Source organism: Pseudomonas sp. TE31087 (assembly GCF_057284075.1).
In genome coordinates, this window is record NZ_JBXVNN010000001.1 from 927,386 (window position 1) to 940,506 (window position 13,121).

At 66.1% G+C, this 13,121-nt stretch carries 13 protein-coding genes; 8 read left to right on the plus strand and 5 right to left on the minus strand.

Annotated features, from left to right (window positions below):
• Positions 1–55: 55 nt before the first annotated feature.
• From ACZ899_RS04180 to ACZ899_RS04200, 5 genes are all read left to right on the plus strand, one after another.
• Positions 56–1,333 carry an MFS transporter gene (locus tag ACZ899_RS04180; protein WP_234560898.1) on the plus strand — a complete coding sequence of 426 codons (1,278 nt, stop codon included), beginning with the start codon at positions 56–58 and terminating at the stop codon, positions 1,331–1,333.
• Positions 1,334–1,343: 10 nt separating this feature from the next.
• The gene (locus tag ACZ899_RS04185) at positions 1,344–2,330 is read left to right on the plus strand and encodes a 2-hydroxyacid dehydrogenase (RefSeq protein WP_234560899.1); all 987 of its coding nucleotides are present in this window, start codon (positions 1,344–1,346) and stop codon (positions 2,328–2,330) included.
• A gap of 191 nt (positions 2,331–2,521) precedes the next feature.
• Positions 2,522–3,268, plus strand: coding sequence for a gluconate 2-dehydrogenase subunit 3 family protein (locus ACZ899_RS04190; protein ID WP_234560900.1), 747 nt, complete (start codon positions 2,522–2,524; stop codon positions 3,266–3,268).
• Between the two features lie 3 nt (positions 3,269–3,271).
• Complete coding sequence (locus ACZ899_RS04195; protein WP_234560901.1) at positions 3,272–5,059, plus strand: GMC family oxidoreductase; 1,788 nt, start codon at positions 3,272–3,274, stop codon at positions 5,057–5,059.
• Between the two features lie 11 nt (positions 5,060–5,070).
• On the plus strand, positions 5,071–6,384 hold the full coding sequence (locus ACZ899_RS04200) for a cytochrome c (protein WP_234560902.1): 1,314 nt from the start codon (positions 5,071–5,073) through the stop codon (positions 6,382–6,384).
• Positions 6,385–6,434: 50 nt separating this feature from the next.
• Here ACZ899_RS04200 and ACZ899_RS04205 read toward each other — a convergent pair whose 3' ends face one another.
• The 4 genes from ACZ899_RS04205 to ACZ899_RS04220 form a co-directional block, all read right to left on the minus strand.
• Positions 6,435–7,085, minus strand: a complete 651-nt coding sequence (locus ACZ899_RS04205; RefSeq protein ID WP_234560903.1) for a TIGR04211 family SH3 domain-containing protein — start codon at positions 7,083–7,085, stop codon at positions 6,435–6,437.
• 350 nt (positions 7,086–7,435) lie between these two features.
• Positions 7,436–8,809: a nucleotide 5'-monophosphate nucleosidase PpnN gene (gene ppnN / locus ACZ899_RS04210; RefSeq protein WP_203652441.1), complete on the minus strand. Its 1,374-nt coding sequence runs from the start codon at positions 8,807–8,809 to the stop codon at positions 7,436–7,438.
• A gap of 198 nt (positions 8,810–9,007) precedes the next feature.
• Positions 9,008–10,207, minus strand: coding sequence for a nicotinate phosphoribosyltransferase (gene pncB / locus ACZ899_RS04215; RefSeq protein WP_234560904.1), 1,200 nt, complete (start codon positions 10,205–10,207; stop codon positions 9,008–9,010).
• Positions 10,204–10,854, minus strand: a complete 651-nt coding sequence (locus ACZ899_RS04220) for a nicotinamidase (RefSeq protein WP_234560905.1) — start codon at positions 10,852–10,854, stop codon at positions 10,204–10,206. The genes pncB and ACZ899_RS04220 overlap by 4 nt, the downstream gene beginning before the upstream one ends.
• Before the next feature lie 143 nt (positions 10,855–10,997).
• Here ACZ899_RS04220 and ACZ899_RS04225 point away from each other — a divergent pair, with 143 nt between their 5' ends.
• Both ACZ899_RS04225 and ACZ899_RS04230 read left to right on the plus strand, forming a co-directional pair.
• Entirely contained in the window at positions 10,998–11,699 is a 702-nt protein-coding gene (locus ACZ899_RS04225; RefSeq protein WP_234560906.1) for an NUDIX hydrolase, read from the plus strand.
• A 56-nt stretch (positions 11,700–11,755) separates the two neighbouring features.
• Complete coding sequence (locus ACZ899_RS04230; protein WP_203652447.1) at positions 11,756–12,151, plus strand: hypothetical protein; 396 nt, start codon at positions 11,756–11,758, stop codon at positions 12,149–12,151.
• Positions 12,152–12,154: 3 nt separating this feature from the next.
• Here ACZ899_RS04230 and ACZ899_RS04235 read toward each other — a convergent pair whose 3' ends face one another.
• On the minus strand, positions 12,155–12,772 hold the full coding sequence (locus tag ACZ899_RS04235) for a LysE family transporter (protein WP_186732241.1): 618 nt from the start codon (positions 12,770–12,772) through the stop codon (positions 12,155–12,157).
• A 92-nt stretch (positions 12,773–12,864) separates the two neighbouring features.
• Between ACZ899_RS04235 and ACZ899_RS04240 the strand changes: the two genes are divergently transcribed.
• Entirely contained in the window at positions 12,865–13,104 is a 240-nt protein-coding gene (locus ACZ899_RS04240) for a helix-hairpin-helix domain-containing protein (protein WP_110738643.1), read from the plus strand.
• Positions 13,105–13,121: the final 17 nt, after the last annotated feature.

The following is a 13,121-nucleotide window of genomic DNA, read 5'->3' on the forward strand; positions in this document are numbered from 1 at the left end:
CGCCGGACCGTCCGGCACCTGATGTGACAAGAACAACAAGACCAGGAGAATCCCCATGCAGCTTGATCGACTCGCTCCCAGACGCTGGTGGTACATCATGCCCATCGTCTTCATCACCTACAGCCTGGCCTACCTCGACCGGGCCAACTATGGCTTTGCCGCGGCCTCGGGCATGGCCGACGACCTGAAGATCACCCCGGCGCTGTCGTCGCTGCTCGGCGCGCTGTTCTTCCTTGGCTACTTCTTCTTCCAGGTGCCGGGCGCCCTCTATGCGCAGAAGCGCAGCGTGAAGAAGCTGATCTTCGCCAGCCTGATCCTCTGGGGCGGCCTGGCGACGCTGACCGGCGTGGTGCACGACGTCTACCTGCTGATCGTCATCCGCTTCCTGCTGGGCGTGGTGGAGGCGGCGGTGATGCCGGCCATGCTCATCTACCTCTGCCACTGGTTCACCCGCGCCGAGCGCTCGCGGGCCAACTCCTTCCTGATCCTCGGCAACCCGGTGACCATCCTGTGGATGTCGGTGGTTTCGGGCTACCTGGTGCAGCAGTTCGACTGGCGCTGGATGTTCATCATCGAAGGCGCGCCGGCGATTCTCTGGGCCTTCATCTGGTGGCGCCTGGTGGATGACCGTCCGGAGCAGGCCAAGTGGCTGGATGCCCGCGAGAAGGCGGCGCTGCGCCAGGCGCTGGACGCCGAGCAGCAGGGTATCAAGCCGGTGAAGAACTACCGCGAGGCGTTCCGTTCGCCCACCGTGTTGATCCTGTCGCTGCAGTACTTCTGCTGGAGCATCGGCGTGTACGGCTTCGTGCTCTGGCTGCCGTCGATCCTCAAGCAGGCGGCGGCGCTGGACATCGTCACCGCCGGCTGGTTGTCGGCGGTGCCGTACCTGGGGGCGGTGGTGGCCATGCTCGGCGTGTCCTGGGCCTCGGACCGCCTGCAGAAGCGCAAGCGTTTCGTCTGGCCGCCGCTGCTGATCGCCGCCCTGGCGTTTTACGGCTCGTACAGCCTGGGCACCGAGCATTTCTGGTGGTCCTACGCCTTGCTGGTGATCGCCGGGGCCTGCATGTACGCGCCCTACGGGCCGTTCTTCGCCATCGTCCCCGAACTGCTGCCGGCCAACGTCGCCGGGGGCGCCATGGCGCTGATCAACAGCATGGGCGCGCTGGGTTCGTTTTCCGGCTCGTGGCTGGTGGGCTACCTCAATGGCGCCACCGGCGGACCCGGCGCCTCCTACCTGTTCATGTGCGTGGCGCTGCTGCTGGCCGTGGCCCTGACCGCCGTTCTCAATCCCTTGCAACAGACACGCCGGCAAAGCCTGGCGCCCAGCCGATAGGTACCGTGCAATGAAGAAACGCATCGTCCTCTACAAACGCCTCTCCGACGCGCTCATGGCCCGCCTGCAGGCGCACGCCGAGGTGACCCTGGTCGAATCGCCCAGTGCCGACGGCCTCGCCCGCCTGCGTGCGGCGCTGCCGGGCGCCCATGGGCTGCTCGGCGCCAGCCTGCGCCTGGACGCCCCCTTGCTCGACCTGGCGCCGCAGCTGGAAGTGGTCTCCAGCGTCTCGGTCGGCGTCGACAACTACGATATCGACGCCTTCGACAAGCGTGGCGTGCTGCTGACCAACACCCCCGACGTGCTCACCGAAACCACCGCCGACACCGGCTTCGCCCTGATCCTCGCCTGTGCCCGGCGGGTCGTCGAGCTCGACGGCTGGATCCGCGCCGGCCACTGGCAGGCGGGCATCGGGCCGGCGCAGTTTGGTTGCGACGTGCAGGGCAAGACCCTGGGCATCGTCGGCATGGGCCGCATCGGCGAAGCCCTGGCCCGCCGCGCCCATGCCGGTTTCGGCATGCGCGTGCTGTACCACACCCGCCAGCCACGGCCCGAGGTGGAGGCGCGGTTTGCCGCTGCGCATCGCAGCCTGGAGGCATTGCTGGCCGAGTCCGATTTCGTCTGCCTGTGCCTGCCGCTGACCGCCGCGACCGAGAACCTGATCGGCGCGCCGCAGCTGGCGCTGATGAAGCCGTCGGCGATCCTGGTGAACATTTCCCGTGGCCGGGTGCTGGACGAGGCTGCGTTGTTCCAGGCCCTGGCCGAGCGGCGCATTCGCGGCGCCGGCCTGGACGTGTTCGTGCGCGAGCCGTTGCCCGCCGATTCACCCTTGCTGCAACTGGACAACCTGGTGGTGACGCCGCACATCGGCTCGGCCACCGAGGAGACCCGCGAGGCCATGGCCCGTTGCGCCGTTGAAAACCTGCTGGCCGCCTTGGCCGGCGAGCGACCGCAGAACCTGGTCAACCCGCTTGCCTGGTCGCGGCGAAACCCATGAGTGGGGCGAGCACTGTGCTTGCCATAACAACAGCCCTTGCCCGATTCGATATCCCGGGGTCGCGCCGCGACCCTTTGGCAAAACAAGGCCGCTCCGCAGAGACAGCGCTGTCTCGGCCTGTGGCCCCGGGATCTTCAGCGGTGAAAAGGGCGACGATTTCCGTATGACCTGATCAACAGAGAGACATCCTCATGTCCAAGGACCAACCCGCCTCCGTGCAACCGGCGCGCCGGGCGTTCCTGCGCCAATCCCTGACCCTGATCCCGGTGGCGACCCTCGCCGGCACGGGACTGGGCAGCGCAGTGCTCGCCGACAGCGTCACCCCGGCACCTGCCGAACCGGCCCGAGCGGCCCCGGCACGGGCCTACCAGCCGAGCTTCTTCACCCGCGAGGAGTGGGCCTTCGTCAGCGCCGCCGTGGCCGTGCTGATCCCCACCGACGCCCTCGGCCCCGGTGCGGCCGATGCCGGCGTGCCCGAGTTCATCGACCGTCAGCTCAACACCCGCTACGGCAGCGGTGGGCTGTGGTACATGCAGGGGCCATTCCGCCCCGACGCGCCCAGCGAGCTGGGTTACCAGCTCAAGCTCAGCCCCCAGGAGATCTACCGGCTGGGCATCGCCGAAACCGACGCCTGGTGCCAGGCGCAGTTCGGCAAGGCGTTCGCCCAGCTCGGCCTTGAACAACAGCAGCAGGTGCTCGAGGCCCTGGACGGCGGCAAGCCGGTCTTTGCCACGGTGCCGGCGGCCACCTTCCTCGGCATGCTCTGGCTCAACACCCGCGAGGGCTTTTTCAGCGACCCCCTGCACGGCGGCAACCAGGGCCTGGCCGGATGGAAGCTGGTCGGCTTCCCCGGCGCCCGCGCCGACTTCATGGACTGGGTGGAGCGCGACGAGCGCTATCCCTTCCCACCAGTATCCATCAGCGGCGAGCGAGGTTGAGCCATGAGCCAAGTGATGAAGAAAGTCGATGTGGTCATCGTCGGGTTCGGCTGGGCCGGGGCGATCATGGCCAAGGAACTGACCGAGGCCGGCCTGCAGGTGCTGGCCCTGGAGCGCGGCCCGGCCCGCGACACCTACCCGGACGGCGTCTACCCGCAGACCATGGACGAACTGACCTACAACTCGCGCAAGAAGCTGTTCATGGACATCTCCCGCGAGACCGTGACCCTGCGCCACAGCGTCAACGACGTGGCCGTGCCGTACCGCCAGTTCGGCGCCTTCCTGCCCGGCACCGGTACGGGCGGAGCGGGGCTGCACTGGTCCGGCGTGCATTTTCGCGTCGACCCGGTGGAACTGCGCCTGCGCAGCCACTATGAAGAGCGCTACGGCAAGCGGTTCATTCCCGAGGGCATGACCATCCAGGACTTCGGCGTCAGCTATGAAGAGCTCGAGCCGTACTTCGATTTTGCCGAGAAGGTGTTCGGCACCTCCGGCACGGCCTGGTCGATCAAGGGTCAGGTGGTGGGCCGCGACAAGGGTGGCAACCCGTTCGCCGCCGACCGCTCCAGCGACTTCCCGCTGGCGGCGCAGAAGAACACCGTGTCGGCGCAGCTGTTCGAGAAGGCCGCCCGCGAGGTCGGCTACCACCCCTACAACCTGCCGTCGGCCAACACCTCCGGGCCGTACACCAACCCCTACGGCGCGCAGATGGGGCCATGCAACTTCTGCGGCTACTGCAGCGGCTATGCCTGCTACATGTACTCCAAGGCCTCGCCCAACGTGAACATCCTCCCGGCCCTGCGCCAGGTGCCGAACTTCGAGCTGCGCAACAACGCCCATGTGCTGCGGGTCAACCTGACCGCCGACAAGCGCCTGGCCACCGGCGTGACCTACGTCGACAGCCAGGGGCGCGAGGTGGAGCAACCCGCCGACCTGGTGATCCTCGGCGCGTTCCAGTACAACAACGTGCGCCTGATGCTGCTCTCGGGCATCGGCAAGCCCTACGACCCGGTGAGCAACGAAGGGGTGGTCGGGCGCAACTTCGCCTACCAGAACATCTCCACCGTGACCGCGTTCTTCGACCGCGACAGCCACCACACCAATCCCTTCATCGGCGCTGGCGGCAACGGCGTGGCGGTGGACGACTTCAACGCCGACAACTTCGACCATGGCCCCCACGGCTTCGTCGGCGGTTCGCCGTTCTGGGTCAACCAGGCCGGCGCCAAGCCGATCTCCGGCACCAAGGTGCCGCCGGGCACGCCGAAATGGGGCAGCGGCTGGAAGGCCGCGGTGGCCGACAGCTACCGGCACATGCTGTCGATGGATGCCCATGGCGCGCACCAGTCCTACCGCGACAACTACCTCGACCTGGACCCGGTGTACAAGGATGCCTACGGCTTGCCCCTTTTGCGCATGACCTTCGACTGGAAGGACAACGACGTGAAGATGAACCGCTTCATGGTCGAGCGCATGGGCAAGATCGCCGAGGCCATGGGACCCAAGGCGATCAGCGCGGGCAAGAAAACCTTCGGCCAGCACTTCGACGCCTCCACCTACCAGACCACCCACCTCAACGGCGGCGCGATCATGGGCACCGACCCCAAGACAAGTGCGCTCAATCGCTACTTGCAGTGCTGGGACGTGCACAACGTGTTCGTCCCCGGTGCCTCGGCCTTCCCCCAGGGTCTGGGCTACAACCCCACCGGGCTGGTGGCGGCACTGACCTATTGGTCGGCGCGGGCGATCCGCGAGCGCTACCTGAAAAACCCCGGTCCACTGGTGCAGGCATGAGGAAGGCCAACATGAAGACACTGCTCATCGCCATGCTGGGCCTGGGCGCCAGCACCTTGCTGCAGGCCGCCGACGCGGTGGACCCGGCGCAGGTCAGGCAAGGCGAATACCTGGCCCGCGCCGGCGACTGCGTGGCCTGTCACACCGCCAAGGGCGGCAAGCCGTTCGCCGGCGGGCTGCCCATGGAAACGCCCATCGGCACCCTGTACTCGACCAATATCACGCCCCATGCGAGCGGCATCGGCCAGTACAGCTACGAGGACTTCGAGCGTGCCGTGCGCCAGGGTATCGGCAAGGATGGCAGCACGCTGTATCCGGCCATGCCGTACCCGTCCTATGCCCGGGTCAGCGACCAGGACATGCAGGCGCTCTACGCCTACTTCATGCACGGCGTGCAGCCGGTGGAGCAGCAGAACAAGGACAGCGACATTCCCTGGCCGCTGAGCATGCGCTGGCCGCTGGCGTTCTGGCGCGGGTTGTTCGCGCCGCCGGTCAAGCCGTTCGAAGCCGCCGGGCGCGATCCGGTGGTGGCGCGCGGCGCCTACCTGGTCGAAGGGTTGGGGCACTGTGGCGCGTGCCACACGCCGAGGGCGCTGACCATGCAGGAAAAAGCCCTGGATGCCGGCGACGGCGCGGCGTTCCTGTCCGGCAGCGCGCCCCTTGAAGGCTGGATCGCCAAGAGCCTGCGCGGTGACCACAAGGATGGCCTGGGCAGCTGGGACGAGGCGCAGATCGTCGCCTTCCTCAAGACCGGGCGCAACGAGCGCACCGCAGTGTTCGGCGGCATGAGCGATGTGGTCGAGCACAGCATGCAGTACATGAGCGATGCCGACCTGACCGCCATCGCCCGTTACCTCAAGACCCTGCCGCCGGTGAACCCGGACGACAAGCCGTTCCACGAGGACCCTGCCGTCGCCCAGGCGCTGTGGCAGGGCAATGATGGCAAGACCGGCGCGGCGCTCTACGTCGACAACTGCGGCGCCTGCCACCGCACCGACGGCAAGGGCTACGCCCGGGTGTTCCCGGCGCTGGCCGGCAACCCGGTGGTGCAGGGCGAGGATGCCACCTCGTTGATCCATATTGTGCTGGAGGGCGCGACCCTGCCGGCCACGGCGACGGCGCCCTCGACCTTCAGCATGCCGGGCTTCGGCTGGCGGCTGTCGGACCAGCAGGTGGCCGATGTGGTCAACTTCATCCGCGGCAGCTGGGGCAACCAGGCACCGGCGGTGGAGGCGGGGCAGGTGGCGCAACTGCGCAAGCAGGCGCCGCCGGTACTGAAGGCCGAGTCGTTGATCGGCGATACCACGGGTATCCAGGAGCCCTGAGCGGTGGCCGGGGGCAACGGGTCTGCACGACCTTGCCCCTGGCCCCTCACTCAGAACCAGCGGTCGTTGCGTTTACGGCCGCGGGTCAGCGCCGGCAGGATCAACCCCGCCAGCAGCCCGGCCCCGGCGATGCTGCCGCCGTAGACCATGTAGCGCATCATCACCTGCTTGTTCTCGTCACCCAGGCGCGCCTGGGTGTCGCGCAGGGTCGACTGGCTCTGCGCCAGTTGCTCGTTGAGCGCCTTGTTACGGCTTTCCAGCTCGTCGATCAGCGCTTTGCGCGAGTCGAGGGTCTCCTGCATGCCCTGCACGCGGTTCTTCCAGCTGTCGTCGATGTTCTTCAACTGGCCGGACAACTCGGCCACCTGGGCGTCGAGCTGCGGCAGGCGCTCGTTCTGGCCGGGCACGGCCTGCAGGTCGTTGCTGAGGATCCACACCAGGTCGCCGCTCTGTCCGCGCACCTGGCTGTAGTTGCCCTGGCTGGTCACCAGGCTGACCTTCTGCCCGGACTTGAGCGTGCCGACTATGCGGTGGCCATCGGTGGGACCGCTGCGCACGTAGGTGCTCAGGCTGTCGCTGACCCAGCGCGCATCGCTGGCCGGCTCTTCGGCGTGGGCCGGAACGGCAAGGGCGATCAGGGCGGCGATCAGGCCGCCGCGCAGGGCGGTGAGGGCAGGGGAAGCGGGCTGGATGTCTGGCATGCTGGTCTTCGCTGAAACAGGACGAATGAAGGCCCGATGACTGGGCCGGCGATCCGGTCGGGTGGATTGACCGTCAGCGAAAGACCGTTTTTTTGTAGGCAGGTTCACTGCTTGGCGCAGGAAATGTCTGCAGGATGTTGCTGGCCGTATCCCCATCAGGAAACTGCCCAGCCCATCTGGCTAAGCTGTTGCGCAGGGAACAGCGTTGCAACATTTATCAGCGTGGGAGCGGGCTTGCCCCGCGATGCGATAGATGGCACCGGCTTTGCCGGTGATCGCGGGGCCAGCCCGCTCCCACGCTGCCCCAGCTAAATCACAGCATGACTTTTTGCTCCATTGCAGCGGCTACCTCAAGCCACCACCTCATAGCACGGCACATACGCCGCCCCACCGGGCAGCTTCATGCGGTGCTGGTCGACGAACGCCTGCAGCAGGCGCCCGAGCGGGTCGAGGATCGCCGCGTCGCCGCGGATCTGGTACGGCCCGTGCTCTTCGATCAGGCGGATGCCCTTGTCCTTGACGTTGCCGGCGACGATCCCGGAGAACGCCCGGCGCAGGTTGGCCGCCAATTCGTGGGGCGGCAGTTCGCGGCGCAGGGCCAGGTTGGCCATGTTCTCGTGGGTCGGGTCGAACGGGTGCTGGAAGCCCTCGTCGATCTTCAGCAGCCAGTTGAAGTGGAACGCGTCGTTACGTTCACGGCGGAACTGCTTGACCACCTTGAGCCCCTCGACCATCTGCCGGGCCACTTCGGCCGGATCGTCGATGATGATCTGGTAGTGACGCTGGGCGGCCTCGCCGAGGGTGGCGCCGACGAAGGCGTGCAACTGCTGCAGGAAGGCTTCGGCGCTGCGCGGCCCGGTGAGCACGACCGGGAACGGCAAGTCCTGGTTGTCCGGGTGCATGAGAATGCCGAGCAGGTACAGGAACTCCTCGGCGGTGCCGGCGCCGCCGGGGAAGATGATGATGCCGTGGCCGACGCGGACGAAGGCCTCCAGGCGCTTCTCGATGTCCGGCAGGATCACCAGTTCGTTGACGATCGGGTTGGGCGCCTCGGCGGCGATGATGCCCGGCTCGGTCAGGCCCAGGTAGCGACTGCCGTGCATGCGCTGCTTGGCATGGGCAATGGTGGCGCCCTTCATCGGCCCCTTCATCACGCCCGGGCCGCAGCCGGTGCAGACATCCAGCTTGCGCAGGCCCAGCTCGTGGCCGACCTTCTTGGTGTACTGGTATTCCTCGCTGCTGATCGAGTGCCCACCCCAGCACACCACCAACTTCGGCTCGACGCCCGGGCGCAGGGTGCGGGCGTTGCGCAGCAGGTGGAAGACGTAGTCGGTGAGGCCTTGCGAGCTTTCCAGGTCGATGCGCTGGCTGGCCAGCTCGCTCTCGGTGTAGACGATGTCGCGCAGGGCGCTGAACAGCATCTCGCGGGTGCTGGCGATCATTTCGCCGTCGACGAAGGCGTCGGCCGGGGCGTTGAGCAGTTCAAGGCGCACGCCGCGGTCCTGCTGGTGGATGCGTACCTCGAAGTCCTTGTAGGCCTCGAGGATGGTCTTGGCGTTGTCGACATGGGCGCCGGTGTTGAGGATGGCCAGGGCGCACTGGCGGAACAGGGTGTAGAGGCTGCCGGTACCGACTTCGCTCAGTTGCTGGACTTCACGTTGCGACAGCGTCTCCAGGCTGCCCTTGGGGCTGACGGAGGCGTTGATGACATTGCGTTGGGGCATCTGGTCTTTCCTGTGCGGGTAAAACATCCTTCTTGGACAACACCATACAAGCAAATGTGCGTGGCAACGAGGGGGCGGGTGAAAAAGCCTGGCTGGCGATCGTGGGAGTGGCCTTGTAGGAGGGGGCTTTGTGGGAGCGGGCTTGCCCCGCGATCAGGGCCGGTAAGGCATCGCGGGTCAAGCCCGCTCCCACGAAGGTCACCTCACCTTGAACACATGCCGCAGGTACGCCACGAAATTCTCGTCCCGGCACTGGGTCTTGCCCGGGCTGTCGGAGATCTTCGCCACCGGCGCGCCGTTGCAGGCGGTCATCTTGATCACCATGTTCATCGGCTTTACCCCGGGGATATCGCAGGTGAGGTTGGTACCAATGCCGAAGCTGACATGGATCCTGTCATTCAACGCACGGTACAGCTCAAGCATCTTCTGGAAATCCAGTCCATCGGAAAAGATCAGCGTCTTGCCCTTCGGGTCGATCCCCAGCTGCTCATAGTGGGCGATGGCTTTCTCGGCCCAGGCCAGCGGATCGCCCGAGTCATGGCGTAGGCCATCGAACAGCTTGGCGAAGTACAGGTCGAAGTCGTGCATGAACGCATCCATGCCGATGCAGTCGGTCAGGGCGATGCCCAATTGTCCACGGTATTCACGTACCCAGCATTCCAGTGCGGCGACCTGGCTGTCGACCAGGCGCGGACCGAGCTGCTGGTGGGCCATGAACCACTCATGGGCCATGGTGCCTAGGGGTTTGACCTGGTATTCGCGGGCCAGGTGCACGTTGCTGGTACCGACGAAACGCCCGGGAAAATCACGCTTGAGGATATGCACCACTTCTTCCTGCACCCGGTAGGAGAATCGCCGGCGGGTACCGAAATCGGCCAGTTGCAGACCGGCCAGCTCGTCGTCGCTGGCTTCTGCCCTGAGCCAGTCGAGTTTCTGGTACAGGCGCTCACCGACCTGTTCGATCAGCACTTCGCGATAGCGGTAGCGGTTGCGTACCTCGCTGATGATCGCCAGCAACGGAATCTCGAACAGGATCACATGCAGCCACGGGCCACGCACGCGGATCGCCAGTTGCCCGGCATCGTCCAGGCCGACCTGCACATAGCGCAGGTTGAAGCGGAACAGGCTGAGGAAGCGGATGAAGTCCGGCTTGATGAACGGGATCTTCTCCAGATAGGCCAGCTGGTCATGGGTGATCGAGACATCGGCCAACTGCTCGACCTGATAGCGGATCTCGGCGAGGTAGGCCGCCAGGTCCTCGTCGTTGCGGCAGCGAAATTCCCATTCCACCTCGGCGTTGGGGTAGTTGTGCAACACCGCCTGCATCATGGTGATCTTGTAGAAGTCGGTGTCCAACAGGTTCTGGATGATCCGTGGGCCGAAGACGCTGTCGCTCATGGGCGGGCCTCCTTGAGTTGAACGAGTTGGATGTCGAGGGCCTGTTCGTCGGCGCACAGGTGGATGCCGGCACGGGTCATTTCGGCGCAGGCCGCCTGTGCGCCTTCCGCGCTCAGGGCACGGCAGGCCGGCAGGTACAGCAGTACCTCGAAGCCGGCGCGGCGCAGTTGCAAGGCGGTGGTGCGCACGCAGTAGTCCAGTGCCAGCCCGCCGACAATGATCGCCTGCGCCTGTTGCACCTTGAGGAACTCGATGACGCCGGTGGAGCGGCGCTCGGCCAGGTCGTGGTAGCAGGCGCCGTAGGGGTGCAGGTCGGGTTCTACGCCTTTCCAGACGAAGTAGTCGTAGTCGATGGGGGCGGGCAGGCCGGGCAGCAGCTCGAACCCCGGCGTGCCGGGGACGCAGTGGCTGACCCAGGTCAGGTCGGCATTGGCCAAGGTCAGTGGTTGCAGCATCTGGCCCGGCTCGGCGACCACCCAGGCGGCGTTGGCCGGGTGGGCGTCCTTGCTGCCCAGGCGCAGCGAGGCGCGTTGGGCCATGGTGTTGAGCGCGGGGGCGATCAGGTGGCCGTCGGGCACCGGCAGCTCATGGGGGGCGTTGGTGGTGAAGCCGTTCTGCGCGTCGACATCGAAACTGGCGATTTTCATCGGAGGAAGCTCCTCGGCTGGAATGGCTATATATTTCACCTGGTGAATTAAGTGTGTCAAGATTATTTTATCCAGGGGTTCAGACTTGCTCTATTTAATCGCCCTGGTGGAATATAGGCGGACGTTGATTAAGGAACCGTTCCGTGAGCACAGCTGAAGTCCTGGCCAGTGTCGATATCGTCACCCTGCGCCTGTCGCCACACAGCCAGCGCCTGGAGGTGTTGCTGTCCCCGCGCGAGCGCGAGCCCTACAAGGGCCAGTGGGCCTTGCCGGGCGTCATCGTCAATGGCAGTACTGCGGACAACAATCTGGATGTCGCCGCCTGCCGGGCTCTCTCGGAAAAGGCCAAGGTGCGCCCGCGCCACCTGGAGCAGGTCGGCACCGAGGGCAATGCTTCCCGCGACCCACGGGGCTGGACATTGAGTACTTACTACCTGGCGTTACTCGACCCTGCGGTCGTGGTCGAGGATCAGCAGATTGCCTTCTTCGATCTGCAAGGCGTCCTGGATAATGAGCCGCCGTTGCCGTTCGATCATCGCCTGCTGGTCGAGCGCGCCTATGAACGGCTGGCGGCCAAGGCCGTGTACACCAACCTACCGTTGTATCTGGCACCCGAGCGCTTCACCGTGCTGGACGCCCTGGCCGCCGCGCAGGCGTGCCTGGGACAGCCGGTCAACAACACCTCAATGCGCAAACGTCTGGAGCGCATGAAGAGCGAAGGTTGGGTGCAGGACACCGGAGAGAAGAACCAGCCCAGGCTGGGGCGGCCACAGCAACTGTACCGACATACCCCACAGGGGAGCGGGGCGTTCATGTTCGACCGGAGTTTGCTGGCGGGAGGATAGTCAGGAGAGGTCGCGGCCTCTTCCTGCAGTCGTCGAGTAGCGACTATCCTTGCCCCATGACCAACCTGCCTCCCCAACGCCATCCTTGTCCACCGGGCGCCTGCGACTGCGGCCGCGAACGCCTGGCCGACGGCCCCGAGCGACGCATCCTGCTGCTCACCCGCGAGGAGGAGAAGCGCCTGGTCGAACGCCTGGAAAACCTCAAGGATCTGGAGGACCTGCAGCGCCTGCAAGCGCGCCTCTACGAACAACTGGGCATCCGCGTGTATATCGCCCCGGGCTTCAACGAAGTGCGCACCATGCGCGGCATCGTCATCGAGCTTGCGGCGCAGACAGGGCTGTGCCGCAAAACCCGCCAGTCGATTCCCGCCGCCATCCGTCGTGGGCTGGAGCGCAATCCGCAGGTGGCCTTCCGCCTGCTCGACGCCCACGACCTGTTGCGCGACGCCTGAGCCTCAGCGCATCGCCGCCAGCTTGATACCAAAGCCCACCAGGCAGGCGCCGGCCAGGCGTTCGAGCAGGTTGGCGATGCGCGGGCTGGCGCGCATGCGCTCGGCCAGGCGGTGGGTGAGCAGCACCGCCACCAGGCCGTAGAGCAGGGTCAGGCCGGCCACGGTCAGCGCCATGAAGGCGAAGGTCACCACGCCCTGGTGGCGCACCGGGTCGATGAACAGCGGGAAGAACGCCATGTAGAACATGATCGCCTTGGGGTTGAGCAGGGTGATCATCATGGTCTGGCGCAGGTAGCGGCCGCTGGCCATGCCGCTGTCGCGCGGCGCACCGCCGGGCTTGCTCAGCACCATGCGCAGGCCGAGCCAGGCCAGGTAGGCGGCGCCGGCCCACTGCACCACATGGAAGGCGGCCGGGTAGGTGGCCAGCAGGGTGGCGACGCCGGCCACCGCCAGCCACATCAGCACCTGGTCGCCGAGGATCACCCCGAAGGTGGCGGCCAGGCCGCCCTTGATGCCGCCCTTGCCGGTGGCGGTGATCAGGGCGAAGTTGCCGGGGCCGGGGATCGCCAGGAGGATGAGGAACGCGATCACGAAAGCGCCGTAGTCGGTCACGCCGAGCATGGGAAGTCTCCTGGGGAAGGTGGGCGGGCAGATCACGATATATGCCATTATTCGCGGGACTTGCAAAGCCATGGCGGCACAGGGAGGTGAAGATGGCATTCAGCGCGGATGAGCGGGCGGTATTGCTGGCGGTCAAGGGCGTGGGGCCGACCGTGGTGCAGCGGCTCGAGCAGTTGGGTTATGACTCGCTGGCACGACTGGCCGGGGCCGATGCCCTGCAGATCGTCAGCGAGGCGGCCGGGCTGGTGGGCAGCAGTTGCTGGAAGAACAGCCCGCAGGCGCGGGGGGCGATACAGGCGGCGATTGCGCGGGCCAGGGAGGTTGCTTTTTGACGGGCTGTCCAGATGTG

Excerpts from the sequence above, each read along its gene's own strand:
- ACZ899_RS04180 (WP_234560898.1), top strand. The coding sequence starts at position 56 with ATGCAGCTTGATCGACTCGCTCCCAGACGCTGGTGGTACATCATGCCC.
- ACZ899_RS04185 (WP_234560899.1), top strand. The coding sequence starts at position 1,344 with ATGAAGAAACGCATCGTCCTCTACAAACGCCTCTCCGACGCGCTCATG.
- ACZ899_RS04190 (WP_234560900.1), top strand. The coding sequence starts at position 2,522 with ATGTCCAAGGACCAACCCGCCTCCGTGCAACCGGCGCGCCGGGCGTTC.
- ACZ899_RS04195 (WP_234560901.1), top strand. The coding sequence starts at position 3,272 with ATGAGCCAAGTGATGAAGAAAGTCGATGTGGTCATCGTCGGGTTCGGC.
- ACZ899_RS04200 (WP_234560902.1), top strand. The coding sequence starts at position 5,071 with ATGAAGACACTGCTCATCGCCATGCTGGGCCTGGGCGCCAGCACCTTG.
- ACZ899_RS04205 (WP_234560903.1), bottom strand. The coding sequence starts at position 7,085 with ATGCCAGACATCCAGCCCGCTTCCCCTGCCCTCACCGCCCTGCGCGGC.
- ppnN (WP_203652441.1), bottom strand. The coding sequence starts at position 8,809 with ATGCCCCAACGCAATGTCATCAACGCCTCCGTCAGCCCCAAGGGCAGC.
- pncB (WP_234560904.1), bottom strand. The coding sequence starts at position 10,207 with ATGAGCGACAGCGTCTTCGGCCCACGGATCATCCAGAACCTGTTGGAC.
- ACZ899_RS04220 (WP_234560905.1), bottom strand. The coding sequence starts at position 10,854 with ATGAAAATCGCCAGTTTCGATGTCGACGCGCAGAACGGCTTCACCACC.
- ACZ899_RS04230 (WP_203652447.1), top strand. The coding sequence starts at position 11,756 with ATGACCAACCTGCCTCCCCAACGCCATCCTTGTCCACCGGGCGCCTGC.
- ACZ899_RS04235 (WP_186732241.1), bottom strand. The coding sequence starts at position 12,772 with ATGCTCGGCGTGACCGACTACGGCGCTTTCGTGATCGCGTTCCTCATC.
- ACZ899_RS04240 (WP_110738643.1), top strand. The coding sequence starts at position 12,865 with ATGGCATTCAGCGCGGATGAGCGGGCGGTATTGCTGGCGGTCAAGGGC.